Origin of the sequence: Streptomyces sp. ID05-39B (assembly GCF_033794725.1) — a bacterium.
Taxonomy (GTDB): Bacteria; Actinomycetota; Actinomycetes; order Streptomycetales; family Streptomycetaceae; genus Streptomyces; species Streptomyces bobili.
The window spans coordinates 11522-38403 of the sequence record NZ_JARGEF010000001.1 but is presented as its reverse complement, the minus strand read 5'-3'; the positions used below and the strand labels follow the sequence as shown (position 1 = coordinate 38403).

The 26882-nt window shown below is 72.1% G+C and carries 20 protein-coding genes and 1 pseudogene; 8 read left to right on the top strand and 13 right to left on the bottom strand.

The genetic code is table 11. The annotated features are described in order from the left end of the window. The first annotated feature begins 163 nt into the window (after positions 1 to 163). Positions 164 to 1735: an oleate hydratase gene (locus tag P1P75_RS00165; protein WP_319250671.1), complete on the top strand. Its 1572-nt coding sequence runs from the start codon at positions 164 to 166 to the stop codon at positions 1733 to 1735. A gap of 374 nt (positions 1736 to 2109) precedes the next feature. On the opposite strand, the gene pflA is transcribed toward P1P75_RS00165, so the two are convergent. The 4 genes from pflA to P1P75_RS00145 form a co-directional block, all read right to left on the bottom strand. Further along, entirely contained in the window at positions 2110 to 2856 is a 747-nt protein-coding gene (pflA, locus tag P1P75_RS00160) for a pyruvate formate-lyase-activating protein (protein ID WP_319250669.1), read from the bottom strand. After that, a complete protein-coding gene (gene pflB, locus P1P75_RS00155; protein WP_319250667.1) occupies positions 2853 to 5111 on the bottom strand; it encodes a formate C-acetyltransferase in 2259 nt (752 codons plus the stop codon). Before pflB ends, pflA begins: the two co-directional genes overlap by 4 nt. 72 nt (positions 5112 to 5183) lie before the next feature. Then, positions 5184 to 5420 (bottom strand): hypothetical protein, encoded by a 237-nt coding sequence (locus P1P75_RS00150; RefSeq protein WP_319250665.1) that lies wholly within the window; start codon positions 5418 to 5420, stop codon positions 5184 to 5186. Between the two features lie 34 nt (positions 5421 to 5454). Then, positions 5455 to 6387, bottom strand: coding sequence for a universal stress protein (locus P1P75_RS00145; RefSeq protein ID WP_319250663.1), 933 nt, complete (start codon positions 6385 to 6387; stop codon positions 5455 to 5457). Between the two features lie 232 nt (positions 6388 to 6619). On the opposite strand from P1P75_RS00145, the gene ppdK reads away from it, so the two are divergent. From ppdK to adhE, 4 genes are all read left to right on the top strand, one after another. After that, positions 6620 to 9316, top strand: a complete 2697-nt coding sequence (ppdK, locus tag P1P75_RS00140; RefSeq protein ID WP_319250661.1) for a pyruvate, phosphate dikinase — start codon at positions 6620 to 6622, stop codon at positions 9314 to 9316. 105 nt (positions 9317 to 9421) lie between these two features. Continuing rightward, positions 9422 to 9805 carry a hypothetical protein gene (locus P1P75_RS00135; protein ID WP_319250660.1) on the top strand — a complete coding sequence of 128 codons (384 nt, stop codon included), beginning with the start codon at positions 9422 to 9424 and terminating at the stop codon, positions 9803 to 9805. A gap of 88 nt (positions 9806 to 9893) precedes the next feature. Continuing rightward, on the top strand, positions 9894 to 10541 hold the full coding sequence (locus P1P75_RS00130) for a CBS domain-containing protein (RefSeq protein WP_319250658.1): 648 nt from the start codon (positions 9894 to 9896) through the stop codon (positions 10539 to 10541). Between the two features lie 197 nt (positions 10542 to 10738). Continuing rightward, entirely contained in the window at positions 10739 to 13384 is a 2646-nt protein-coding gene (gene adhE, locus P1P75_RS00125; protein ID WP_319250657.1) for a bifunctional acetaldehyde-CoA/alcohol dehydrogenase, read from the top strand. On the opposite strand, the gene P1P75_RS00120 is transcribed toward adhE, so the two are convergent. The 4 genes from P1P75_RS00120 to P1P75_RS00105 form a co-directional block, all read right to left on the bottom strand. Next, positions 13372 to 13770 carry a universal stress protein gene (locus P1P75_RS00120; protein ID WP_319250656.1) on the bottom strand — a complete coding sequence of 133 codons (399 nt, stop codon included), beginning with the start codon at positions 13768 to 13770 and terminating at the stop codon, positions 13372 to 13374. The genes adhE and P1P75_RS00120 overlap by 13 nt on opposite strands. Before the next feature lie 147 nt (positions 13771 to 13917). Continuing rightward, positions 13918 to 16410, bottom strand: a complete 2493-nt coding sequence (locus P1P75_RS00115; protein WP_319250655.1) for a glycosyl hydrolase family 65 protein — start codon at positions 16408 to 16410, stop codon at positions 13918 to 13920. A gap of 40 nt (positions 16411 to 16450) precedes the next feature. Next, positions 16451 to 17329 (bottom strand): universal stress protein, encoded by an 879-nt coding sequence (locus P1P75_RS00110; RefSeq protein WP_319250654.1) that lies wholly within the window; start codon positions 17327 to 17329, stop codon positions 16451 to 16453. An 876-nt stretch (positions 17330 to 18205) separates the two neighbouring features. Continuing rightward, complete coding sequence (locus P1P75_RS00105) at positions 18206 to 18406, bottom strand: hypothetical protein (protein WP_319250652.1); 201 nt, start codon at positions 18404 to 18406, stop codon at positions 18206 to 18208. A 400-nt stretch (positions 18407 to 18806) separates the two neighbouring features. Here P1P75_RS00105 and P1P75_RS00100 point away from each other — a divergent pair, with 400 nt between their 5' ends. Both P1P75_RS00100 and P1P75_RS00095 read left to right on the top strand, forming a co-directional pair. Beyond that, entirely contained in the window at positions 18807 to 19265 is a 459-nt protein-coding gene (locus P1P75_RS00100; RefSeq protein ID WP_319250650.1) for a cyclic nucleotide-binding domain-containing protein, read from the top strand. A gap of 107 nt (positions 19266 to 19372) precedes the next feature. Next, on the top strand, positions 19373 to 20038 hold the full coding sequence (locus P1P75_RS00095) for a CBS domain-containing protein (protein ID WP_319250648.1): 666 nt from the start codon (positions 19373 to 19375) through the stop codon (positions 20036 to 20038). Positions 20039 to 20261: 223 nt separating this feature from the next. Here P1P75_RS00095 and P1P75_RS00090 read toward each other — a convergent pair. Both P1P75_RS00090 and P1P75_RS00085 read right to left on the bottom strand, forming a co-directional pair. Further along, a pseudogene (locus P1P75_RS00090) lies at positions 20262 to 20375 on the bottom strand (universal stress protein); the annotation flags it as partial. Positions 20376 to 20834: 459 nt separating this feature from the next. Continuing rightward, positions 20835 to 21911 carry a zinc-dependent alcohol dehydrogenase family protein gene (locus P1P75_RS00085; RefSeq protein WP_319250646.1) on the bottom strand — a complete coding sequence of 359 codons (1077 nt, stop codon included), beginning with the start codon at positions 21909 to 21911 and terminating at the stop codon, positions 20835 to 20837. Positions 21912 to 22256: 345 nt separating this feature from the next. Here P1P75_RS00085 and P1P75_RS00080 point away from each other — a divergent pair, with 345 nt between their 5' ends. After that, the gene (locus P1P75_RS00080) at positions 22257 to 22832 is read left to right on the top strand and encodes a hypothetical protein (protein ID WP_319250644.1); all 576 of its coding nucleotides are present in this window, start codon (positions 22257 to 22259) and stop codon (positions 22830 to 22832) included. Positions 22833 to 23335: 503 nt separating this feature from the next. Here P1P75_RS00080 and P1P75_RS00075 read toward each other — a convergent pair. Genes P1P75_RS00075 through P1P75_RS00065 form a run of 3 tightly spaced genes read right to left on the bottom strand, consistent with a single transcriptional unit; the run spans position 23336 to position 26726 of the window. Next, positions 23336 to 23842, bottom strand: coding sequence for a flavodoxin domain-containing protein (locus P1P75_RS00075; protein ID WP_319250642.1), 507 nt, complete (start codon positions 23840 to 23842; stop codon positions 23336 to 23338). Between the two features lie 16 nt (positions 23843 to 23858). After that, a complete protein-coding gene (locus P1P75_RS00070; protein ID WP_319250640.1) occupies positions 23859 to 23987 on the bottom strand; it encodes a hypothetical protein in 129 nt (42 codons plus the stop codon). 9 nt (positions 23988 to 23996) lie between these two features. Continuing rightward, positions 23997 to 26726: a GNAT family N-acetyltransferase gene (locus P1P75_RS00065; protein ID WP_319250638.1), complete on the bottom strand. Its 2730-nt coding sequence runs from the start codon at positions 26724 to 26726 to the stop codon at positions 23997 to 23999. Between the last annotated feature and the right edge of the window lie 156 nt (positions 26727 to 26882).

Below are 26882 nucleotides of genomic sequence, written 5' to 3'. Positions count from 1 at the left end.
CGGTGGAACACCACCGACCGGGCCTTTCGCGTGCTCGCCGGGGGCGCGTTGCGGGCCGTTCGGACCTGACGGGTGACCAATGGCCCACTGACCGCGCCGGCCGGCGCGGGAGAGGCTGTGGCCGTGGGTCCCCGACCAGGTGACCGGACCGAGGAGTGGCGTGATGGCGAAGGCTTATCTGGTGGGCAGTGGGATCGCGGCTCTCGCCGCGGCCACGTTCCTGATCCGCGAAGGGGGGTTCGAGGGTTCGGACATCCACCTCTTCGAGGAGAAGCGGGACATCGGCGGCAGCCTGGACGCGGGCGGGACGGCCGAAGCCGGTTACACCATGCGCGGCGGGCGGATGTTCGAGGCGGAGTACCGCTGTACGTACGACCTGCTGTCCGGCATCCCCTCCCTCGACGATCCCTCGGTGTCGGTCACGCAGGAAATCCGGTCGGCGCACGAGGAGTTCTCCTGGGACGACATCGCACGTCTCGTCGACGGAGACGGCAAGATCGTCGACACGGCCTCGATGGGTTTCTCCGAGCGCGACCGGCTGGAACTGATCCGCTGCCTGGCCTCTCCCGAAGGCCGTCTGGACGGCAAGCGCATCACCGACTGCTTCGGCGAGCACTTCTTCACCACGAACTTCTGGTTCCTGTGGTGCACCACGTTCGCCTTCCAGCCCTGGCACAGCGCGATCGAGTTCCACCGCTATCTCAGGCGCTTCATCCACCTGCTTCCCGAGTTCGCCTCCATGTCGGGAATCCAGCGCACCCGCTACAACCAGTACGACTCCATCGTGCGTCCCCTGACCGCCTGGCTGCGTGAACGGGGCGTCACCGTCCACACCGGCTGCCACGTCAGCGACCTCGGGCTCGCGCCCGGACACCGGAGCATCACGGTCGAGACCCTCTGCCTCTCCCGGCACGGACAGGACGAGAAGATCGCCGTGTCCCCCGACGACCTGGTCCTGGTGACCAACGGGTCCATGACCGACGCCTCCAGTCTCGGCTCGCACACCGCCGCGCCGCCCCCGGCCCCACATCGCTCGGACTCATGGCTGCTCTGGCACCGGCTGTCCCGAGGGCGCGCGGACTTCGGGAACCCCGCCGCCTTCGACAAGCGCGTCAAGGAGTCCCGCTGGGAGTCGTTCACGGTCACCGCCGAGGACCCCGCGTTTCTTGACGCGCTCGCGGAGTTCAGTGGCCGCGAGAGCGGCCGGGGCGGCCTGATGACCTTCACCGGCTCGAACTGGCTGATCACCATCGTCGCCCAGTCCCAGCCCGTCTACCGCGACCAGCCCGACGGCGTCTGCGTCTGGTGGGGCTACGGCCTGTTCCCGGGCCGCGCCGGCAACCACACGCCGAAGCCGATGACGATGTGCTCCGGCAGGGAGATCCTCGAAGAGATCCTGCACCACCTGCCGTTCGACGAGGCGGTGCGGGCGCGGGTCCTGCGGACCTCCAGGGTCGTGCCGTGCCTCATGCCGTACATCACCAGTCAGTTCCTGGCCCGCCGCCGGCACGACCGCCCCGAGGTCGTGCCCGACGGCTCGGTGAACCTGGCCTTCATCGGCCAGTTCGCGGAGGTGCCCGACGACGTCGTCTTCACCGTCGAGTACTCCGTGCGCACCGCCTGGACGGCCGTGGCCCAGCTGCTCGACCTCCCCGAACAGCCGCCGGCGGTCTACAAGGGCCACCACGACCCGCACGTTCTGGCCGCCGCGCTCGAAACCATGCACCGCCGGTAGACCTGGGCGCCTTCCTCCTCGCTCCCACGAAACCGCGGCCCGGACGGTGTCACCGCGACTTCGGTGACACCGTCCGGGCCGCTCGTCGACCGGCCTCGGCGTCCTTGCCCCGAACCGTCCTCCGCACGACGGACGGTCACGTGTGCCCGGCCGGACACGACGGCCGGTGGGCCGGCGTGTCCGGCCGGGGGGAACGCTGGGTTCGGGGAACCGGTCCGCGGCGGCGTGATCCGCTCCCGGCCGGCGCCGCTCGAGCGCCGCGGAGGGGTGCCACCCAGCCGGGGTCGAACGCCCCGGCCCCGGACCCCGGCCGGGCTCACCGGTCCCTCTCAGGGCCGGTGCCGGCCGACGCCGCCCGCCGGCGGACGCGCAGGTCAGTGGGCGGTAAGCCCCTGCGCACGGAACTGACCGCGGACCCTGTCCACCAGAGTCGCGTCGGGAACCGGCGTGTCGCGGAGGGGGAAGGGGATGCCCAGGGCGTCGTACTTGGCGGCCCCGAGCTTGTGGAACGGAAGGATGTCGATCCGTTCGACGCTGTCGAGGCCGGAGAGGAAGCGGGCCAGCCCGTCGATGGCCTCCGGGTCGTCGGTCCAGCCCGGGACCAGCACGTACCGGATCCACGTCCGCTTGCCCAGTCGGTCCAGACGGGTGGCGAAGTTGAGAGTGGGGGCGACTTCGCCGCCGGTCAGCTTCCGGTAGGTGGTGACATCGAAGGACTTGATGTCCAGCAGCACCAGATCGACGTCGGCGAGCAGTTCGTCGGTGGCGCGGGCGCCGAGGAAGCCGGAGGTGTCGAGCGCCGTGTGCAGCCCGGCCTCCTTGCAGCGGCGCAGTACGGCGCCGGTCAGCGTGGGCTGGAGCAGCGGCTCCCCGCCGGTGATGGTGACTCCGCCGCCGGCCGCGGTGATGAACGCCCGGTACTTCTCGATCTCCGCCATCACCTCGTCGACGGTGGCCTCCCGTCCGTCCCGCATGTGCCAGGTGTCCGGGTTGGCGCAGTACAGGCAGCGCAGCGGACAGCCGCTGACGAAGAGGACGAACCGGGTCCCGGGACCGTCCACGCCGGTGGACAGGTCCCAGGAGTGGATCCGGCCCGTCGTGCGGCCGACGGCGGTGTTCACAGCGATCCGTGGAAGGTACGGCTGATCACGTCGAGCTGCTGCTCGCGGGTGAGGCGGACGAAGTTGACGGCGTATCCCGAGACCCGGATCGTCAGTTCCGGGTACTTCTCGGGGTGTCGCATCGCGTCCTCGAGCGTGGCCCGGTTCAGGACGTTGACGTTCATGTGGAACCCGCCGGCGGCCGTGTAGGCGTCGAGGATGCCCACGAGGTGAGCGGCACGCTCGTCGGGGACGTGCCCCAGACCCTCCGGGGTGATCGTCGTCGTCAGCGAGATGCCGTCCCGCGCCTGTTCGTACGGCAGCTTGGCCACCGAGAGGGCGGAGGCGGCCACGCCGTGCCGGTCCCGGCCGTTCATCGGGTTGGCGCCCGGTGCGAAGGGCTGCCCGGCCCGCCGGCCGTCGGGAGTGTTGCCGGTGTGCTTGCCGTAGACGACGTTGGAGGTGATGGTCAGCACCGACTGGGTGTGCTCGGCGTCCCGGTACGTGGGGTGCCTGCGCACCTTCGCCATGAACGTCCCCACCAGGTCGACGGCGAGTGCGTCGGCCCGGTCGTCGTTGTTGCCGTAGGCCGGGAACTCGCCCTCGGTGCGGAAGTCGACGGCCAGTCCGGTGGCGTCCCGGATGACCTGCACCCGGGCGTGCCTGACGGCGGACAGGCTGTCGGCGGCGACCGAGAGGCCGGCGATGCCGCAGGCCATGAAGCGGTGCACGGGGTAGTCGTGCAGGGCCATCTCGATGCGCTCGTAGGCGTACTTGTCGTGCATGTAGTGGATGACGTTGAGCGCGTCGACGTAGGTCTGCGCCAGCCAGTCCAGCACCTTGTCGTAGGCCGCCGACAGTTCCTCGTAGTCGAGGTATTCGCCGGTCAGCGGGGGCATCTCGGGGGTGATCTGGTCCCCGGTCATCTCGTCCCGGCCGCCGTTGACGGCGTACAGGAGCGCCTTGGCGAGGTTGACGCGGGCCCCGAAGAACTGCATCTGCCTGCCCACGGCCATCGCGGAGACGCAGCAGGCGATCGCCGTGTCGTCACCGCTGCGCGGACGCATCAGGTCGTCGGACTCGTACTGGACGGCGCTGGTGTCGATGGAGACCTGGGCGCAGAACTGCTTGAAGCCCTCCGGCAGTTGCCCCGACCACAGCACGGTCAGGTTCGGCTCGGGGGCCGGTCCGAGGTTGTACAGGGTCTGGAGGAAGCGGAAGGAGGTGCGGGTGACCAGTGGGCGGCCGTCCTCGCCGATGCCGCCGATCGACTCCGTCACCCAGGTCGGGTCGCCGGAGAACAGGGCGTCGTACTCGGGGGTGCGCAGGAACCGCACGATCCGCAGCTTGATGACGAAGTCGTCGATCAGCTCCTGGGCCCCTGCCTCGTCGAGGTGGCCCTCGTCCAGGTCCCGCTGGAGGTAGACGTCGAGGAAGGTGGAGGTGCGGCCCAGCGACATCGCCGCGCCGTTCTGCTCCTTCACCGCCGCCAGATAGCCGAGGTAGAGCCACTGCACGGCTTCCCGCGCGGTGGTGGCCGGGCGGGACACGTCACAGCCGTAGGTCGCCGCCATACGGGTCAGCTCGGTGAGTGCCCGGATCTGCTCGGCCAGCTCCTCGCGGTCCCGGATGACGTGTTCGGTCGACGGCCGGGCGTCGAGCAGTGCCCGTTCGGCGCGCTTGGCCTCGATCAGCCGGTCGGTGCCGTACAGCGCGACGCGCCGGTAGTCGCCGATGATGCGGCCGCGGCCGTACGCGTCCGGGAGGCCGGTGATGATCCCGACCCTGCGGGCCGCCTTCATCGCGGGCGTGTAGGCGTCGAACACCCCGTCGTTGTGGGTCTTGCGGTAGGTGCCGAAGACCTTGCTCACGAACGGGTCGGCCTCGTAGCCGTACGCCTTCAGGCCGTTCTCCACCATGCGCAGGCCACCGTTCGGCATGATCGCGCGCTTGAGCGGGGCGTCGGTCTGCAGGCCGACGATCAGTTCGCGGTCGCGGTCGATCCAGCCGGGGGCGTGCGAGGTGATCGTGGAGGGGGTGGAGGTGTCCACGTCGAGGATGCCGCGGCGCCGCTCCTCCGGGAACAGTGCGCTGACCTGCTGCCAGACGGCCCGGGTGCGGTCCGTGGGACCGGTCAGGAAGGACGCGTCACCCTCGTACGGGGTGTAGTTGGCCTGGATGAAGTCGCGCACGTCGATGCGCTCTCGCCAGGTGCCGCCGCGGAACTCCCGCCGGGCGTCGGCGGTCCGGGGGCCGGCTGTCATCGTCGTGGTCATCACGGGTCCTCTCGGTGAGCCGTTGTCTCACTGTCGATGCTGCTCGTCGGGGGTGATCTCGGGGAGTGCCGGTCAGTGCACGCGCGGGTCCCGCCCGGCCCCCGGGGCGCCGGGACCTTCGGCCCCCGCGTCGACGACCGGCTCGGCGTCGGCCGGCTCGGCGTCGGCCGGCTCGGCGTCGGCCGGCTCGGCGTCGGCCGTGGGCCCGGTCGAGCGGCGCCCTGGAGCCCGCTCCAGGGCGCCGAAGCCGTGTGGGCGGCGCGCCGTGCGAGCGCGGTGGGAGGCGGCCGACGGGTGAACCGCTGTCACGGCCGGTCTCGCGTGAGACCGCGGGCGGACGGGTTCAGTCGTGCGGGACCACGGCGACGGGGCAGCCGACATGGTGCATGACGGCGTGCGCCACCGGTCCCGTGTGGGCGCCGAGCCGGTGCCCGCTCGCACGCCGGCCCACCACGAGGAGCCCGGCGTCCTTCGCGGCGTGCACCAGTGCGACCGCCGCCCGTCCCTCGCTGACCAGCTGGGTCACGGGAACGGCCGGGTACTTCTCGCGCCAGGGGCGCAGCACCCCGGTCACGGCGCCTTCCGTGGCCGCCAGCGCCTCGGGGCCCGGCGGCGGGCCGGGGGCGGCCGCGGGTGCCGCGGTCTCCGCCGGGTCGAAGGCGGCGCGGGCCGGTACCTTGAAGGCGTGCACCACCCGCAGGACGGTTCCGCGTCGGCGGGCGGCGTCGAAGGCGAACTCGACGAGTTCGTCGCAGGGGTGCGCGAGATCCAGTCCCAGCACGACCGGGCGGTAGGGCGTCTCGGGGATCTCCTCCGGCGCGATGCCGTGCACGGCCGGCAGGTGTTCGCCGGCCTCGCTGCGCCCCGCCCGCACCAGCACCACCGGCTTCGGAGACCGGGCGACCACACGCTGGGACACGGATCCCGTCACGAACCCGCCCAAGGCGCCGAGGCCCAGCGAGCCCAGAACCAGCAGGTCCACGTCGGCGGCGGCGCCGACCAGGGCGGCGACCGTGGCGTCGCACACGAGACGCTCCGTGACCCGAAGTCCCGAATGGGCCCCGCGGACGGCATCGGCCGCCTCCCGGAGGATCTGTTCGGCCCACTGATGCTCCGTGCGGTCCAGAGGGACGTACGGTGCCCGGCGCGGGTGGGGATGCCAGACGTGCACCATGCTGAGCCCGGTGCCCCGGCGCCCGGCCTCCCGGGCCGCCCAGTGCGCGGCGGCGAGACCCGCTGGTGAGCCGTCGACCCCTACGGCGATGTCGTGAAGCATGATGCGTCCCTCCCGGTCCCTGGACCTGCTGTCGCCCCCAGCCTGTCCCCGGCGGAAGCGCGGGCCCACGGGCCGAACAGCCCGGACACGGGCCCGTCAGGCCCTGAGCGGGCGAAGGCCTCCCCTTCCGGGCCGACCGGCCCCGTGCGCGGGACTGCCGGCACCTCGCGTGGAACGGATGCCGGTCGGACGCTGGAAGCATCACGTCCCCATATACGAGGAGCACAGCGTCATGGCTCGTTACGTGTACGACTTCACCGAGGGCGGCCGTGACATGGCCGGCCTGCTCGGCGGCAAGGGAGCGAACCTGGCCGAGATGACCCGTCTGGGACTGCCGGTACCACCGGGGTTCACCATCACCACCGAGGCCTGCCGGGCCTTCCTGGACTCCGGCGGCGAACCACCAGGCATGTGGGAAGAGGTCTCCTCGCATCTGTCGGCCGTCGAGGCCGCCGCGGGCCGGATGCTGGGACAGCCGGACGACCCACTGCTGCTGTCCGTCCGTTCCGGAGCCCGGTTCTCCATGCCCGGCATGATGGAGACGATCCTCGACATCGGTCTCAACGACGAGTCCGTCCTCGGTCTGGCCAAGGTCTCCGGCAGCGAGCGCTTCGCCTGGGACTCCTACCGCCGCCTCGTCCAGATGTTCGGCACCACGGTCATGGGGGTCGACGCCACACACTTCGAACGGGCCATCGCCCTGCTGAAGGACGTACGCGCCGTCCCGGACGACGTCCACCTCGACGCGGGCGACCTCGGCGAGCTCGTGGAGACGTACAAGAACCTCATTCACCTGGAGACCGGCGAGTACTTCCCGCAGTCCCCCGCCGAGCAGCTGCGCCGGGCGGTGCTGGCCGTCTTCCGGTCCTGGAACGGAGAACGCGCCCGCCTCTACCGGCGGCGCGAGCACATCCCCGACGACCTCGGCACCGCGGTCAACGTGCAGCGCATGGTGTTCGGCAACCTCGGTCCCGACTCGGGCAGCGGCGTCGCCTTCACCCGTGACCCGGCCACCGGGCGCCCCGGCCTGTACGGCGACTACCTGGCCAACGCCCAGGGCGAGGACGTCGTCGCCGGCATCCGCAACACCGTCCCCCTGGACGAACTGGGCCGCCTGAACCCGGACGCGTTCGCCCGGCTGCGCGCCCACATGGAGACCCTGGAGCGGCACTACCGGGACCTGTGCGACATCGAGTTCACCGTCGAACGGGGCACTCTGTGGATGCTCCAGACCCGAGTGGGCAAGCGCACCGCGGAGGCCGCCTTCGCCATCGCCGCCGCGCTGGCCGACGAGGGGCTCATCACCGCGGACGACGGCCTCGCCCGGGTGAGCGGCGAGAGTCTCGCGCGGCTGATGTTCCCGCGCTTCGACATCTCGGCGAGTGGTGATCCGCTCGCCCACGGCATACCCGCCTCGCCCGGTGCCGCGGTCGGTGCGGCGGTCTTCGACTCCGCGGAGGCCGTACGGCGCGCCGCGGCCGGCGAGAAGGTGGTGCTCGTCCGTCAGGAGACGACCCCCGACGACCTGCCGGGGATGATCGCCGCCCAGGCGGTGCTCACGAGCCGAGGCGGCAAGACGAGCCACGCGGCCGTCGTCGCCCGCGGCATGGGCAAGGTCTGTGTGTGCGGCGCCGAGGAACTCTCCGTCGACCTCGGAGGCCGGCGCTTCACCACACCTGACGGCACCGTCGTGGAGGAGGGCACGGTCGTCTCGGTGGACGGCACCGCCGGAGCCGTGTACGCGGGTCCGGTGGCGCTGGTCGACTCGGCGGTCATGCGTTTCCTGGAGGACGGTCGCGCGGACGAGGGCGCGGCCGGTGTGGTCGACGGGGTCGCCCGCGCCCTGCGCCGGGCCGACGCCGTCCGGCGCCTGGAGGTGCGCGCCAACGCCGACACGCCCGAAGACGCCGCCCGGGCGCGCCGGTTCGGTGCGCAGGGCATCGGTCTGTGCCGCACCGAGCACATGTTCCTCGGCGACCGCCGCAAGCTGGTCGAGGAAATGATCCTGGCCCGCACGGACGCGGAGCGCGACCGTGCCCTGGCGGCTCTCCTGCCGCTCCAGCGGGAGGACTTCACCCGCATCCTGGAAGCGATGGACGGCCTGCCGGTCACCATCCGGCTCCTGGACCCGCCACTGCACGAGTTCCTCCCGGACCACACCGAACTCGCCGTCCGGATCGCCTCCGCGGAGGCCCGCGGCGATCTGCCGGACGCGCGCGACGTCGAACTGCTGACGGCGGTGAACCGCATGCACGAGGAGAACCCGATGCTCGGGCTGCGGGGCGTGCGCCTCGGCCTGGTCGTGCCCGGACTGGTCGCCATGCAGGTGCGGGCGATCGGCGAGGCCGTCGCACGACGCGTCCTGGCAGGCGGCGATCCCCGGGCGGAGATCATGGTTCCGCTCGTGGGTGACGTCCGCGAGCTGCGCATCGTGCGCGAGGAAGTGCAACGAGTGCTCGGCGAGGTCTCCGAGACATCGGGCGTCGCCCTCGCCTGCCCGGTCGGAACCATGATCGAACTGCCCAGGGCGGCGCTCACGGCCGGCCGGATCGCCGAGGAGGCGGAGTTCTTCTCCTTCGGCACCAACGACCTGACCCAGACCACCTGGGGGTTCTCCCGGGACGACGTGGAGGCGGAGTTCTTCTCGGCCTATCTCGACAAGGGCGTCTTCCCCTCCTCCCCGTTCGAGACGCTCGACCGGGAGGGCGTGGGCCGACTGGTCGGCATCGCCGTCGCGGAGGGCCGCGCCACCCGGCCCGGCCTGAAGATCGGGGTGTGCGGCGAGCACGGTGGCGACCCCGACTCGGTGCACTTCTTCCACGCCGCCGGCCTGGACTACGTCTCCTGCTCGCCCTTCCGCGTCCCGGTGGCACGCCTGGAGGCCGGACGGGCGGCGCTGGAAACGGCCGACGTCAGCGACAGCAGGTGAGCGGGACCCTCGGCCCCTGTCCCAGGGTCGGCCGACCCTGGGACAGGGGCCTTCGCACCCAGCAGTCTTGAGGTGCACCGGAAACGATCACAAGGAGCGGATCACATGAGCGCCAAGGACACAGCTACGGACGACGTCGCCACCGCCGTGCGGGTGCGCGCCGACGGCGACGTGGACGAGGAGTCCCTCGCGTACCTGCGGGAGAAGGTCGGTGCCGCGCTCGACCGGCGCGGGCTCCCGGCTGTCATCGGCGAGGTACGCGTGGCCAGGGCCGTCGCCCACCACGTCGAACTGCCCTGGTCCGCCGCCGCCGAGATCCGGGTGGGAGCCGACCTCGTGGTCGTTCATGCCCGCGAGGCGAGCGCCCGCGAACTCGCCGACCGACTGCACGACAGGCTGCGCGAGGGAACCGAACGCGTAGCGCACCGCGGGGACGTGACCCGCAGGACGGCCACGCCGCCTCCGTGGCGCGGCGGCCCGCAGCAGTAGGGGCCTGCGGGCCCGTGCCCGAAACGGCGGGGGACCGAAGACCGATCCCGGCTCCGGCCTCCCCGCCACGCCCGTGAGGAGAACCACCGTGACACACCGCACCGTCGGCGAAGTGATGACCAGCGACGTCGTCGAGGCACGCCGGGCGACGCCGTTCAAGGAAGTCGTAAGGCTGCTCGACCATCACCGGATCAGTGGTCTGCCGGTGATCGACGACGACGACAAAGTGCTCGGGGTGGTCTCCGGGACCGACCTGGTGCGCGCGCAGGCGCACCGATCCCCTCGGAGTCCGGTCGGCGGCGCCACCGCCGCGGACCTGATGACCAGCCCCGCGATCACCGTGCACCCGGAGCAGAGCGTCCCGGACGCGGCCCGTTTGATGGAGCGCCGCGGCGTGGAGCGGCTGCCCGTCGTCGACGAGGAGGACCGTCTCATCGGCATCGCCACCCGCCGGGACCTGCTCCGCGTCTTCCTGCGCACGGACGACGACCTGGGCCGTCAGGTGAGTGAGGAGGTCGTGGTCAAAGTTCTGGGGCTGTCGCCCGAGGCCGTCCTCGTCTCCGTACGGGACGGCGTCGTCACCCTCGCGGGTCGGGTGGAGTCGCGCAGCCAGGTCCCGGAGGCCGTCCGCGCGGCATGGCGGACGGAAGGCGTCGTGGGCGTGGTGAACGGGCTGACGTTCCGCGTCGACGACTGCTCGACGCAGGCGGCTTCCTCGGCGTCCGGACGCCGGTGAGGCCATCACGGGCGGGGGCCGACAGGCCCTGTGGGGGCGGGCCGGACGGGCTCGGACGGGGACCTTCGGCGCCTGCGGCGGGACCACGATCCGCAGCACAGTGAAGACAGGGAGCGGCGTCACCCCCCCCCGTGGCGTCGCTCCCGCCCTGCCACCGCCGTGCATCCACGGCAACCCGACAACGGAGGCTCGCTGCCATGACCCGACACGACTCCCCGAGCGAGGCCCCGGTCGGCGCCGAGGCTCCCTCGGACACCATGGTCGCCGTGGACCGGCTGGTCATGGCCGGCCTCAAGGCCCTCGCCGACTACGAGGGCCTCACCCAGGATCAGGTCGACCACATCGTGAAGAAGGCCTCGGTCGCCGCTCTGGACCAGCACACCGCGCTGGCCCGCCTGGCGGTGGAGGAGACCGGACGCGGGGTCTTCGAGGACAAGGCGGCCAAGAACATGTTCGCGTGCGAACACGTCACGCACAGCATGGGCCGCATGAAGACCGTGGGTGTCATCGCCCGTGACGACATCGAGGACATGGTCGAGATCGCTGAGCCGGTCGGCGTGGTCTGCGCGATCACACCCGTCACCAACCCGACCTCCACCACGATCTTCAAGGCGCTGATGGCGCTGAAGACCCGTAACCCGGTGGTGTTCGCCTTCCACCCCTCGGCCCAGCGGTGCAGCGCGGAGGCGGCCCGGATCGTGCGCGACGCGGCCGTCGCCGCAGGCGCTCCCGAACACTGCGTGCAGTGGATCGAAGCGCCCTCGGTCGAGGCGACCAACACGCTGATGCGGCACCCGGGCGTCTCACTGATCCTCGCCACCGGCGGCAACGCCATGGTCAAGGCCGCCTACTCGGCCGGCAAACCCGCCCTCGGCGTCGGCGCGGGCAACGTCCCCGCCTACGTGCACAAGAGCGCCAAGCTGCGCCGGGCCGTCAACGACCTCGTGCTGTCGAAGTCGTTCGACAACGGCATGATCTGCGCCTCCGAGCAGGCCGTCATCCTGGACACCGAGATCTACGACGCGGCGCTCACCGAATTCCGCGCCCTGCACGCCCACCTTGCCACCGCGCAGGAGAAGGCGAAGCTCGAGGCGTTCCTGTTCCCGGTGGACCACAAGGCGGGTGCCGGCTGCGAGCCCAAGGTCAACGCGGCGGCCGTCGGCCAGAGCCCGGCGTGGATCGCCGAGCAGGCCGGGTTCGCCGTACCACGGCACACCTCGCTCATCCTGGTGGAAGCCGACCGCGTCGGACCGGACGAGCCGCTGACCCGGGAGAAGCTGTGCCCGGTACTGGCCGTGCTGCGCGCCGGGGACGAGCGCCACGGCTTCGACCTGGCCGCGGACATGGTCGCCTTCCACGGCCAGGGCCACAGCGCGGTCGTCCACACCGAGGACCGAGCCCTCGCGGAGGCTTACGGCATGCGCATGAAGACCGTGCGGGTCATCGTCAACGCCCCGTCCTCGCAGGGAGCGATCGGCGGCATCTACAACGGTCTGCTGCCGTCGCTGACGCTCGGCTGCGGCTCCTGGGGCAGCACATCGGTGTCGAACAACGTCTCCGCCGCCCAGCTGCTCAACGTCAAGCGCCTCTCCACCCGCCGCAACAACCTGCAGTGGTTCAAGGTCCCCCCGAAGATCTACTTCGAGCCGCAGGCCATCCGCTACCTCACCTCCATGCCGGACGTGCACCGCGTCACCATCGTCACCGACGGGACCATGACCCGCCTCGGCTTCGTCGACAGGATCACCCGCGTCCTTCAGCGCCGCCGCGACCCGGTCACCCTCCAGATCATCGACAACGTCGAACCCGAGCCCAGCATCGACTCGGTGCAGCGCGGCGCCCGCCTCATGCGGGAATTCCGCCCGGACACGATCATCGCGCTCGGCGGCGGCTCGCCCATGGACGCGGCGAAGGTCATGTGGCTGCTGTACGAGCACCCCGACATCGACTTCGCCGACATGCGACAGAAGTTCTCCGACATCCGCAAGCGCGCCTTCCGCTTCCCGACCCTCGGAACGCTCGCCCGCCTGGTGTGCGTGCCGACCACCTCGGGAACCGGCGCCGAGGTCACGCCGTTCGCGGTCATCTCCGACCCGGCCACCGGCAAGAAGTACCCCTTGGCCGACTACGCGCTCACCCCGAGCGTGGCCATCGTCGATCCGCTGCTCACCACCGCGCTGCCGCCGGCCCTGGCCGCCGACAGCGGTTTCGACGCCCTCACCCACGCCATCGAGTCGTACGTCTCCGTCTACGCCAACGACTTCACCGACGGCCTCGCCCTGCACGCGATCCGCCTGATCTTCGGCAACATCGAGGCGGCGGTGAACAACCGCGACAGGTCGCCCGAGGCCCGGGAGAAGATGCACAACGCCGGCACCATCGCCGGAATGGCCTTCGGAAACGCCTTCCTGGGGATAGTCCACGCCATGTCCCACACCGTCGGCGCGACCTTCCACATCGCCCACGGCCGTACCAACGCGATCCTGCTGCCGCACGTCATCCGCTACAACGGCAGCGTCCCGACCAAGCTGACCGGCTGGCCCAAGTACGAGAACTACCGGGCCCCTGAGCGCTTCCAGGACATCGCGCGGGCGCTGGGGCTGCCCGCCGCCACCGCGGCCGAGGGCGTGGAGTCCCTCGCCACCGCCGTCGAGCGCCTGCGCGCCGCCGTGGGTATCGAGCCGACGTTCCAGGCCGCCGGAGTCGACGAGCAGTCGTTCCTCGATGCCCTGCCCCAGCAGGCCCTCAACGCCTACGAGGACCAGTGCGCGCCCGCCAACCCCCGTATGCCCATGCTGGACGACATGCAGGAGATCATGCGGGCGGCCTACTACGGCCGCTGAACGCGGTCACCGCGACGAGGGGAGAGATCCGGCCGGGCCGGGGTCCACAGGGCCCCGGCCAGGCCGGCTTCGGCACATCCCAGTACGTCGGCCTGTTCGGCCGCGTTGAGCAGCGCCGCGGTCGCCGGGCCCTCGGCCTGCGCGTCGTGCAGACGCACGTCGGGGCACGTGGCGAGGACACGCAGCTCGGCCTGTCGCAACACGCGTCGCGAGAGCTGCCGCTGGGCGGCGTTGGCGATTTCACCCTCTCCCTGCCGGGGGTGCCAGTTCCAGGCGTGCAGCAGTTGTAGCGGCCGCTCCCGGCGAACGGCCTCGTGGGCCGCCCACTCGGCGGCGGCCAGGCTCTCGGCGGAACGATCCACCGCGGCGACAACGGGCGGAAGCATGACGTGCACCTCCACAGACTCGGTTCTCTCCCCCACCCCCTCAGCGTCCGCCCGGCAGCGGATCCGCAGCAGGGCCGCCAGGCACCGGCTCGGGGCCCGTCGGCCCCTTTCGTCGGTGCGAGTCGTGGTGCGGACGCCTCCGGCGTGTCACTCCTGGAGGAGCAGGCGGCACGTCTCCCCGGGCTGGACGCTCACGGACCGGTCGGCGAGCTGGACGTCGATGGGCGAGCGGTCCGACGGCGGCACCTCGATCTCCAGCTGCCCGTGCCGCAGTCGCAGCCGTACGCCCCAGTGGCCCTGGTAGCGGAAGGCGAAGCCGTACGAGGACAGTTCCGGCAGCGGCACCGGGTCGAGCCACAGGGCTCCCTCGCGGGTCTCCAGTCCGGTCAGCCCGCGCTGCACGAGGTCGAGGGTGCCCGCCATGGCGCCCAGGTGGATGCCCTCGCCGGTCGTCCCGCCCTGGACGTCGGCGATGTCGCCGCGCAGGGCCTCCTGGCAGAACGTCCACGCCTCGGCGCGCCGGGCCCTGGCCAGGATCCAGCCGTGGACCAGGCCACTGAGCGTGGAGCCGTGGCTGGTGCGTCCCAGGTAGTAGTCGACGGTGCGCAGCCAGGTCTCGTCGTCCAGGCGGTGTCCCAAGCGGTGGAACAGCGCTCGCAGTTCGGCGGGGGAGAACAGATAGCCGAGCATCAGCACGTCGGCCTGTTTGGACGCCTTGTAGCGGTTGACGGTCTCGCCCTCGGCCTCCAGGATGCGGTCCAGGCGCCGGATGTCGTCGTACCGCCTGCGGTAGTCGTCCCAGTCGAGTTCGGCCAGATCGCCGTAGCCTTCGAACTGGCTGACGACGCCGTCGTGGAAGGGCACGTACAGCGTGCGTGAGACGTCCTCCCACTGCTCCAGTTCACCGCCGTCCAGGCCCGCGCGCTCGGCCAGTTCACGGCGGCGCGGCTCGGGCAGGGCACGCAGCACCTCCAGGGTGCGGGCGAGCACCCAGGCGGCCGTGATGTTGGTGTAGGCGTTGTCGTCGAGGCCCGGATCTGGCCTGTCCGGGTAGGCGTCGTGGTACTCGTCGGGCCCCATCACGCCCAGGATGCGGTGCCGTCCGAGGTGATCGTCCCAGGTGGCCGAGTCCGCCCAGAAACGGGCGATCTGCAGGAGCGTCTCGGCGCCCTTGGTGTGCAAAAACTCCGCGTCCCCACTGGACTCGCAGTACTGCCACACGTTGTACGCGATCGCCGAGCCGACGTGGTACTGCAGGTGGGAGTGGTCGGGCAGCCAGCGTCCGGAGCGCGGGTTGAGGTGCAGCCGCTGTGTCTCCTCGCGGCCGTCGCTGCCGCTCTGCCAGGGATACCGGGCACCGCGTCGGCCGATCGCCCGCGCGGCCGAGCAGGCCTGCCCCAGGCGGCGGTGGCGGTACTCGAGCAGGGCGCGCGAGACCTCGGGGAAGTGGAGGTTGAGGTACGGCAGCACGAACAGTTCGTCCCAGAACACGTGCCCGCGGTACGCCTCACCGTGCAGCCCCCGGGCCGGGACGCCGACGTCCAGTTCGGCGGTGTGCGGCGACAGGGTCTGGAGCACATGGAAGATATGCAGCCGCAGGATGGCTCCCGGCTCCCCCGGCACGTCGATGTCGGCCCGGCGCCACAGCTGGTCCCAGGCCGTCAGGTGCGCTTCGAGGAGCTCGTCGAAGGCGGGGGCCTCGCTCGCGCGCTCGACCGCCGCCTGCAAGGGGTCGCTGATCGCGCGGTCGTGCGCGGTGTGCAGGGCCACCGTCTTGTCGACGGTGGCGGTCCGCCCGGCGGTCAGACGCAGGCCGATCTCCTGGACGGCGCGCAGTTGTTCGTGCCGCGCGACGACCGGGACGTCGCCCGACGTGAGGCGGGCCGCCATGCCGATGCGGATGTCCGAGGTACGGGTGCGGCAGCGCAGCCACACCGTGTCCGCGGTGCCGGTGCCGGTCTGCACATGGGTGAGGTGGTGGCCGTCCAGATCGCGGTACCGCGGTACACCGGCGTTGGTGACGCCACCGTCGAGGGCAGCCTCGACCTCCAGGCCGGCGGAGTGGCCCTCCAGGGTGAACTCGGTCCGCATCGCGGCCAGATGAGGGTCCGCCATGTGCACGAGGCGCTGCTGTCGCACCGTCAGTACGCGGTCGGCGTCCAAGCCGTACCGGGTCCGCCGTTCCAGCAGGCCGGACGCGAGGTGCAGCACGACGCGGTGTTCGAGCACCGTCGTCGTGTCCGGGGTGATCCACTCGCCTCCCTCGAGCCGGAAGCGCAGAGGCAGCCAGTTGGGGAGGTTGACCATGTCCTCGTTCTCGACGAGGCGACCCGCGACCTCGGAGGTCAGCCGGTTGTAGCAGCCGGCGGCGTAGGTGCCCGGATAGTGCACGCCGTCCGCGGCGCACTCCGGGAAGGCGCCGCGGGTGGCGAAGTAGCCGTTGCCCAGCGTGCACAGCGACTCCCTCAGCGGCTCCTGGCCGGGGTCGTAACCCGTGTACTCCCACGTCCGGCCCGGCGCGGCGGCCCGGCGTCCTTCGTGCGGCTGTCCGCGGTCGTGGGGGCCGGGCGTGCCGCCCGCCGGTCCGCTGGTGGTGCCGGACCGGCGGGACGCACCCGTCCATTCGGGGTACGGTGCCACGGTCTCCTCCGCCTCCCTCACATTCGGCCGGGTGGGGCGTTCACACTCGCTGCGGTACGACCGTCACCGGGCACCGCGCATGGTGCAGGAGGGTGTGGCTCACCCGGCCGATCTGCAGGCCCAGGTGGCCCACCCTGCGCCGCGCCCCCACGATCACGAGGTCCGCGGCGGCCGACCGGTCGACGAGTACCTTGGCGGGCGGCCCTTCAACCGTCGTCCGGCGCACCCGGACGTCCGGGTGCCCGGCCATCGCTTCGCGCAGGAGTTCGTCGAGCAGGGCCGAGGCGTGTTCCTCGTGGTGGCGGGCCGGTTCCGCGGCCAGGGCTGGATGGTCGACGGTCTCGTGTGCCGGGCAGCGCCAGGCACGCACGACGTCCAGGGTGCACGACCGTGCCTCGGCCTCACGGAAGGCGAAACGCACCGCGTCGCCGCTGGTGTCCGGGTTCCCGGCCCCGAGCAGGATGCGCTCGTGGATGCCGGCCGGCCCCGCGCCGTCCCCCCGGACCACGGTCACCGGGCAGTGCGCGCGAGCGGCGACGGCGAGGCCGACAGAGCCGAGGAGGAGTCCCCGCAACCCACCGCGGCCGCGCGAGCCGGTCACCAGGAGCGAGGCGTTGTTGCCCTCGCCGAGCAGGGCGTCCGCCGGTTCCGAGGCGAGGATGGCGGTCGACACCTTGACGTCGGGATAACGCCGCCGGGCGCGTTCCGCGGCGGAGGCGACGATGTGTTCCGCCAGTACCCGAACGGAGGGGCGTTCCTGCCCGCGCAGCGCCAGGGCTCCCTCGTAACGTTCCCAGAGGGAGGCGTGGACCAGCCGCAGCGGCAGGCCCAGGCGGGCCGCCTCATCCACGGCCCAGTCGACCGCCGCCAAGCCGGCATCCGATCCGTCGACTCCCACGATCAGGGGCAGTTCGGTCATCGCACTCACCACCTTGCAGAAGGCCCCTTCTGTCACCGTCGCACGAGGTGTGTTGCCTGAGCAGGGGCCAGAAGGGTTCGTTGCCCGGGCCGTTCGGCCCCCGCGCCCGCACCGGACGGGAACCGTCGGCCGGCGAGGCGCCCGAGGGGGAGGACGGCCGGCCGCTTCCGGCGGCGTCGGGGCCGCTCGGCTCTGCGCCGGGGCCGCTCAGCCCCTGCCCGCCGCGACCGGTCCGGCGGAGGCTGGGTGCAGCAGGCTTCGGAGGGAGGGCCGGACGGTCTCCTCCTCCGGACAGGTCCCGACGTTCGAGGAGAACCGGCCATGAAGGCCACCAGACCGGTGATCGACTCCGAGAGCAAGGTCATCGGCGTCGTCTCCGAGACGGATCTTCCGACCATCGGGGTTGCACGACCGCGAGGGTTCCACCCCCGAGGTCGCCGAACGGATGGCGGTCGGCCGTCGGCGGACGGATCCGACGGAGGTGGCCCCGTCCCTGGCCGAAGGCTTTGACGGTGACGGCCACGGGGATTCTCGTACTCGGTGCGCGCTGGAAGGCGCCGTGCCCGGGCAGTGCCGGTTGCCCCTGGCGGCGCACCGTCCGAGGGGCGGCGACCCGGATGTCCTGCGACCGCTGCCGGTATGGATCCGCAGTGGGGGGAATCCCCGACGTGCTACGACGGCCGCCCGCGTCCGGCGCGTGTGGGAACGCTGAGGTGCCGCCCGAAAGCACGCGCGCGTGCCAGGGCAGGAGACAGCGCACCGAATGCCGGACGGAGCAGAGGCGACTGCCCGGCGGATCCGCGGGCTTCGGGCATCCTTGCCTGTCAAGGGCCTGAAGCGTTGCCGTGTGTGCCACACGGTCCCGCGGCCGCCAGGTCAGCAGGCGACCGGGGTTCGGCGGTCGACCGGCCGCCGGGCCGGCTGTTCCGACGGCTCCGGCGGTCCGGACGCCCGACGGCGTGCCCGGCGGACGGCCAGCGCGTCGGACACGGCGGCGATCGTGAAGGTCACACTCGTCGAGGTGACCAGCATCAGCGCGAGCCGCTCCCGGCGTTCCGATGTGAGAGACCTGCCCATCGTCCTCGCTCCTCGCTCTGGGTGCGGATTTTGGTGGCTTCACCTCCATACAACTCCGGCCGAGACCATGCCACATGGGCCGACCGGCCCGGACGTCTCCGGGAAGCGGCCCTCACCGGCCGTCGGCGGAAGGAACCGTCGGGGGCCGTGTCCCTTCCGTGCCCGCGCTCCGCGGCTGCCCCACGGTTGGGCCGAAGGGCCCTCATTGGGGCCTTGCGGCCCGTGGCCCCCGCGGGCCGACGGGCACAGTCTGGAATCAGCGGAGATGCCATGGCGAATCGTCGCCGGGTCCGCGCACCTCGCAGGGCACGGGTCGGCCTGACCGCCGCGCGACAGGAGCGCGCTCCGATCGCCCCACACGTCGGCCGCCTGCGGCCGAAAAAAGAAGGGAACCGGGACGATGACCTCCACCACACTGGCCGCCGGCCTTCCGATCGAGCACCGTGAACAGCTGATGCGGAACGCGCGCGAGGTCTCCTTCGACGTGGGGACCCGCCTGTTCGAGGAGGGACGCCACGCCGACCGGTTCTGGATCATCAGGACCGGGACCGTCGACCTCGACCTCCGGGTGCCCGGCCGTCGCGCCGCGGTCATCGAGTCACTGGGTCACAACGAACTGGTCGGCTGGTCCTGGCACTTCCCGCCCCACCTGTGGCAGCTGGGCGCCGAGGCCGCCACTCCGGTGCGGGCGTACGAGTTCGACGCGGACGCCGTGCGGGCCATATGCGCCGACGATCCGGAGTTCGGCCGCGCGATCGCCGTGTGGGTCGGCCGGGTCGTCGCCCACCGGCTGCAGTCCGCCCGCGTCCGCCTGCTCGACCTGTACGCCCCGTACGGCAGTGGCAGCCGAAGCGGCTGACAGCCAGGGCATTTCCTCGGCGCACGAACGCCGCCCGGCCACCCTCGCCCGACCACCGACACCGACACCGACACCGACACCGACACCGACACTTCGAGGAGTTCACCATGTCCACCGGTCCGCACCTCGTCAGCGACGTCATGACGCACACGGTCGTTGCCGTGGGCCGCGACGCGCGCTTCAAGGACATCGTCGAGCTCATGGAGGAGTGGAAGGTCAGCGCCCTGCCGGTGCTCGAGGGCGAGGGCCGGGTCGTCGGCGTGGTCTCCGAGGCCGACCTGCTGCCCAAGGAGGAGTTCCGTGACGACGACCCCGACCGGTTCACCCAGCGAAGTCGCCTGGCGGACCTCGCCAAGGCGGGTGCGCTGACCGCCGGGGAGCTGATGAGCACCCCGGCCGTGACCGTCCACGCCGACGCCACCCTTGCCCAGGCCGCCCGCATCATGGCCCAGCGCAAGGTCAAGCGGCTGCCGGTCGTCAACGCCGAAGGCGTTCTCGACGGCCTGGTGAGCCGGGCGGACCTGCTGAAGGTCTTCCTGCGGACGGACGAGGACCTCGCCGGGGAAGTCCGACGAGAGGTGATCAGCACCCTCTTCCCCGCCCCGGCCGAGCCACTGGGTGTGGAGGTCCGGGACGGTGTGGTGACCCTCACCGGCCACATCCGCGACACCTCGCTGGTACCCGTCGCGGCCCGCCTCGTGCGCGCCGTCGAGGGCGTCGTCGACGTCGAGTGCGAGTTCTCGAGCGGTTTCCCGCGCAGCGTCACGGGGTGAGACGCGGCAGCGGCCCGACGCCGCGCGTCGGGCCGCTGCCCGGGGATCCGGAAAGACGTGGTGGGCGGCCGGTGACGCACCGGCCGCCCCTTCGCGTGCCGCTCAGGTCGGCTTCCCCGCGTCGCGATGACCCCGGCCGCATGCTTCTCCGGCATCGGCCGTTGTCGTACTCCGTCATGGGCCCGGACGCACGGATCAGCCGGCCGGGACGACGACCACAGGCCACGCGAAGGGCACAACCCCGGCGGACCGCCTCGTCCGCGGCGCGGTCCAGGGCCCGTACGGAGGCCGTCGATCCGTCCACTCCGACGACCACTCGTTCCTGATGGTGTGTCATGACGTCCTCCCCTTGGGCTCCGCCCCGCGACGGCGCGGCGGCTCATGCCCGATGCTCGTCCTCGGACAGGAGCCGGACCAGGGGCCGTGGGAGCCCGGCAGCACGCTGAACGGCCCCCTTCCGCCGGGCCGTTCGGTCCCCGCACGGCTACCGGGAGAAAGCGCGGGTGGATCCGGACAGGTGGGTCCGTTGCCCGCACGGACGGTCTCCCCCGACGCGGTCGTGACGGGTGACCGTCGGGCGCGGATCCGTTCCGTCGGGAGAGGCACGTCCGGGCGGCGGCGGGCCGGGGCGGGACTGCCGTGTGGGGACGGGCCGCCGGTCACCGACGCCCCGCCGACGACCGGTGGCAGAGGGGCAGGGCCAGACCCCTCCGGGCAACGCGCCGATGCGGCGCAACCGCCGGCGAGCCGGACCCGCTGTGCGGATCCGGCTCGGTGAGCACGTCGGTCCGGTACCTCACCGCTGTTGGGCCGGCACCGCCACGGAGTCGTGCCGCTGACCTCCGAGCACGACCTTGAGTGCCCCGGTCTCGGCGGCGTTGCCGAAGACGTCGTACGCCTCCTGCATGCTGTCGAGCGGGAAGGTGTGGGTGATCAGTTGCCCCGTGGGCAGCCGGCCTGCGGCCGCCATCCGAAGCAGTGTGGGCGTGGAGTGGGTGTCGACCAGACCCGTCGTGATGGTCACGCTCTTGATCCACAGGTCTTCCAGATGCAGGGTCGCCGGCTTGCCGTGGACCCCGACGTTGGCGACGTGGCCACCGGGTCGCACCATGCGCGTGCACAGTTCGAAGGTCTCCGGCACGCCGACCGCCTCGATGACGACATCCGCGCCCAGGCCCTCGGTGAGATCGGCGACCAGCTCCTCGGGGGCCTCCCGGGCGTCGGCCACCGTCTCGGCTCCGAGTTTCCGGGCGGCCTCGAGACGGGACGCGGCCACGTCCACGGCGACGATGCGCGAGGGCGCGAACAGCCGGGCGGTGGCGACGGCCGCCAGTCCGACGGGGCCGGCCCCCACGACGACGACGGTGTCTCCGGGACGGATCCCGCCGTTGAGCACGCCCACCTCGTAGGACGTCGGGAAGATGTCGGCCAGCAGCACGGCGTCCTCGCTGCTGACCGCGCCGGGCAACGGATGCACGGAGAGGTCGGCGTACGGAACCCGGACGTACTCCGCCTGGGTCCCGTCGATCAGGTGGCCGAGGATCCAGCCTCCGCCGCCACGGCACTGGCCGTACATGGCCTCACGGCAGAAACGGCACCGCCCGCAGGCGCTGATGCAGGAGACCAGAACCCGGTCCCCGGGTCGCACCGTACGCACGTCGCCGCCCACCTCGACGATCTCGCCGACGGCCTCGTGTCCCAGCACCGTCCCGGGGCGGACCTCGGGCACGTCGCCCTTGAGGATGTGAAGGTCCGTGCCGCAGATCGTGACGGCGTCGACGCGCACGATGGCGTCGGTGGCCTCCCTGACGGCGGGGTCCGGTATCTCTTCCCAGGCGGACTGACCAGGACCGTGGAATACGTAGCCTTTCATGCCACACCTCTCGGGTTCTCGCGCTACGGCGGAAGCCGGATCCTGGGCCGCCATCGGCCGGCGGAGCGGGACTCCCGCGCGCTGCCGTTCCTCTCCCCCACTTCCAGCCTGTCCCACGGTTCCGGATCCCGCTTGGGCCGGTCGGCCCCGCCACAGGCCGCCGACCGGAGCATCCAGCGAGAGGTTCGCCCTCGAACGCCATGCGGCGAAGTGCCGGACGGGCTCTCTCCACCGGGCCGGGACAGGTCCGTTCGGCCCGAGGGAGCCGCCCCATCGGCCCTGCCCCTGCCCCGGCTTCAGCTGCCACCGTCGAAGAAACGTGGACGGGCGAGGAGGTGCCGGCACATGCGCGGGAACCGGGGTGCGGGAAGGCTCTGGCGGTTGCGGAGGAACCCGCTGCGGCGCCGCACCGATGTCGTGGAAGCCTGGATCATGCTGGTTCTGTGGACGGTCGTGCTCGTCGGGGGAACGCTGGCCGGGCTCATGACGGCCCATGCCGCCGTCCAGGCGTCCGCCCGGGAGCGTGCGGAACGGCACGCCGTCGCGGCCGTGGTGCTCGCCGACGTTCCACGCGCCACGACGGACGTGGGGAACGCCTACCGGATGATGACCGAGGTGCGCTGGGCGGCGCCCGACGGCACCTCGCGGACCGGACGGACGCTGGTGAAAAGGGGCACCGAGTCCGGTGCGACGATCACTGTCTGGCAGAACGACCGCGGCGCTCTCACGCCTCAACCGACGGGCGCCACCGAAGGTGCCGTGGAGGCGGCCTTCTTCGGCGGCAGTGCCGCACTGGCCGTCGCCTGCGCCGCTCTCGGCATCGGCGCTCTCACCAGGAGGCTTCTCGACCAGGGTCGTCTCGCCCGGTGGGCCACGGAGTGGGAGCTGATCGGCCCGCGGTGGAGCCAGCGGACCAGCTGACGGGCGGGACATCCCGCGGCCTCTCCGAGCCGTCTGCCCGGAAAGGGCCGACCGGCCCTCCAACCGCTGCCGGTGGCCTACTTCGGCATGGAACGGGTGGGGCTGCCCCACGGGAGGCCGCCGCGGGCGACGACGTCCGCGCGCGATCGTCCCCACAGCGGCCGTCCGGATGGCCGGACCAGCCGTGGCTGCCGCGTGGCGAGTGCACCGGCGCTCCTCCTCGGTGCACTCGCCACGCGGCTCCTCGGCCACACCTGGCAGGCAGCCGACTGGATGCGCTGCGAGCTCCGCCTCGCCGTGATTCCCGGCGCCGCGCGCGGCTCCACCGAGCCGGGGTGCTGGACGCGGTTACAGCGCTCGACCTGGACCGGTTCACCGATCGCCTCCTGCAACCGGTCCCCGGGGCGGTGTGACCCGGCCGGCGAAATACGACGAGCGACGCCCGCACGCGAGCGTGCGGAACCCACCGGCCTGGCCGAGGGCTCGCCCCCGGCCGCTCCCTCCTAGCGGACCCTCTGACCGCCCAGCGCCCTTGCGACACGCTCCGCCCACGACTCGATGGCCGCGAAGTCACGGAAGTCGCCGCCCTTGCCGGACTGGACGATCATGCGGGCGATGCGTCCCTCGGCTCCTTCCTCCAGCCGCCCTCCGAAGGTGACGTGCTCGGTGACCCCGAGCTTGTCCATGGCCCGTCGGACGCCGGGCACCGGCGGGATGTCCCGCTCGGAGGCCGAGGCGTCGAGCGGCCCGCTGCTGAAGAACCACACCGGACGCTCTGTCAGGGCCCGGCGGTGGCGTCGTACGAAGCGGCGGGCATCCTTGTGCCAGCGTCCGGCGTACAGTCCGCCGCCGAGCACCACGGCGTCGTAGGACGCCAGGTCGGTGACAGACCCGGCGGGAACGGCCTCGGCCGCGAGCCCGCCCTTGCGGAGAACCTCCGCGACGGCCTCCGCGATCTCCGCTGTCGAACCGTTCTTCGTCGCGTAGGCGACCAACACGTTGTTCGCCATGACGGTCCGCCTCCTCTCAGATTCGTCGTGGCCTGCCATGGGCCACGCCGTACAGGGCCACGCCGTACAGGGCCTCGGCGCCGGGCCGGCGCCGCGTGTCGTCGGTCCGGTGCGGTGAGGTGTCGGTCAAGCCGTCCGTCACCATGGTTCCCCCTCAGCGGAGCCGGCGCAGATACGGATCGTGGGCCCGGCCCGGCAGCAGCCGGATCCGCGCGTCGAGTACGGAGATCAGGCCGGGAGCCGCGCGGACCGGATCGAAGTCGGCCTCGGCGAGCTGTGGCAGATCGACCGCCAGCCGCGACAGCCGCCCGAGCAGTTGTTCCAGGCCCTCGAGGTCGACGGGGCCCCGGCCGGCCGCGCCGAACAGCAGCGGGGCGCAGCCCGGCGACGTGATCAGGTCGTGCACGTCGTGGTCCGTGAGCGGGGCGAGGCGGGCGATCGGGGTCTCCCCGGTCGAGCCAAGCCGGGACTGGGGGAGATCTGCGAGTGTCTCGGTGGCGGTGCCGCCGAGGCCGAACAGGACGAGCGGCCCGAAGACGTCGTCCTGGACTGCGCCGGCGAACAGTCCGATGCCGCGCTCGGCGAGCGGTTGCACGACCACGCCGGTCATCACTCCGGCGAAGCGCGTCTCCAGGTCACGGAAGGCGGCCCTGACCTGTGCCTCGCCCCGGAGGCCGAGATGGACGGCGTGCTCCTTGCTCTTGTGGAGCAGTCCGGGCCAGTGGGCCTTCATGACGACCCGGCCGTCGACGCCGCACAGCCGCTCGGCGGCGAGGGCGGCGTCGTCCTCCGTCTCGGCCCATGCCCAGGGCACCTGGGGGATGTCGTAGCAGGCCAGGAGATCGGCACAGGTGCGGGGGTCGAGCCAGCCACCGTCCGGATGGGTGGCCAGATAGGCGGCGGCGATCTCCTGGGCGCGCGCCACGTCGACTCCTTCGGGGTCCACTTCGGTGCCCGCCGACCGGTGCAGCCAGGCCATCCGCCGGGCCCCGTGGGCCAGGGCGCGGCCCGCCGCCTGGGGTTCCGCGTACGAGGGCACGTCGCCCCCCTCGGCCGCGGGGAGCAGCGTCACGGGTACGGCCTGTTCCAGGCGTACGACGGCGACCGGCCGCGCCCGCCGTCCCGGTCCGCAGGTGACGGCCCGCAGGAGGTCCTCCCCCGTGGCCTCGGCGATCGCTGTGGGAACCAGTACGACCAGCAGGGCGTCGATCATCGGGTCCGCCACGAGCCGGTCCACGCAGGCGCGCAGTTGCTCCTGCGTCACGCCGGCGGTGGTGACCACGGGGTTGTCCACGGTCGCGCCGGCCGGCAGGGCGGCGTGCAGATCGTCGGTGAGTTCGGGACCGAACCTGGACAGGACGAGTCCCGCCTCGGCACAGGCGTCCGCGGTCAGGACGCCGGCGCCGCCGGCATTGGTCAGAACGGCGACGCGGGTGCCGGCGGGCAGCGGCTGCGTGTGGAACAGGGCGGCCGCTTCGAGGAGTTCGCCGATCGAGCGCGTGGCGGTGATGCCCGCCTGGGTGAAGAGGGCCTGACGGGGAATGGTCCGGGTGGCCGCGGCGGCGGTGTGCGAGGCGGCGGCGCGGCGCCCCTCCTCGGTCCGGCCCACGTCGACGGTCAGCACCGGCATACGACGGGTGACGCGCCGGGCCGTGCGGGAGAAGGCCCGCGGGTTGCCGAAGGACTCCAGGTGCAGCACGGCGAGGTCGGTACGGCCGTCGCTCTCCCACCACTGGAGCATGTCGTTGCCGCTGACGTCGTACTTGTCGCCCAGGGAGGCGAAGGTGGAGACGCCGATGCCCAGCCGGGACAGGCCGTCCAGCAGGGCGATGCCGACGCCGCCCGACTGCACGGCGACTCCGGCGGTCCCCGGCCGCGGACGGCCTGGGGCGAAGGTGGCGTCCAGGCACAGCCTCGGCTCGGTGTTCGAGACGCCGAGGCAGTTCGGGCCGACCACCCTCATGCCGTAGGTACGGCACACCGTCAGCAGGGCGCGTGCCTCGTCGCCGTCGAGGCCCGTGGAGATGACGACCAGGGCCCGCACACCGGCCTTGCCGCACTCCTCGGCCACGGCCGGCACCGAGTCGGCGGGCTCGGCGATCACCACGAGGTCGGGCGTCGTGGGCAGGGAGTCGACCGAGGCGTAGGACGGCTCGCCGAGCAGCGAGGTGGCGCCGGGGTTCACCGCGAAGAGACGCCCCGTGAAGCCGCCCGCGTGCAGGTGATGCAGCAGGGCGCGCCCCACCGACCCGGGGGCGGGTCCGGCACCGACGACGGCGACGGCGTTGGGCCGCAGCAGCGGCTCCAGGCTGGCTACGTCGGCGATCCGGCCCCGGGCCTCCACGGCCGACAGGTAGGCGTCGTCCTGGCCGAGTGTGATGGTGCAGTGGACTTCCGGCCCTTCCCGGCGTCGGTCGACGTGCAGGCCGAGGCCGGCGAAGAGGCGCAGGATCTCGTGGTTGTCGGCGAGTGTGTCCGCCGTGAGGGTGGTGATGCCGTCCGACCGGGCCGCCGAGACCACGTGCTCGATGAGGAGGGTGCCCACGCCCCGGTGGTGGAGGCCCTCGGCGACGGCGACGGAGATCTCCGCGGAGTCGGCCGCACCGCCGGTGTCGTACTCAGCGAGCCCGAGGACCCTGCCCCGCGCCTCGGCCAGCAGCGCACGGTAACCGGGCCGCGCGGGGGCGCAGGCGCGGTCGGCGGCCAGGGCGGCGGACCGGGTGCTGACCGCGAAGAACCTCCGGCGCAGGTTCTCCGGGGACATCTCCAGGTAGAGCCCTTCCAACTGGTCGTGGTCGCCCGCCAGCACGGGACGGATGGACACGGTGGTGCCGTCCGCGAGCAGGGCGTGGACTCCCGGTCGGCTGAGCACGGCGTCCGTCATCGGGGATCTCCTTGGGGCCTTGTCACTGCGTCGATCGTCGGGCGGTGGGGCCGGCCATGCCCAGGGGCTGTCCGGGACCGGCCGGGGGGCCGGTCGGCCCTTCTCCCCTCCGCCCGGAATGCCGGTCGGGCACAAGGGCGAGGTGCTCCGGCCTCG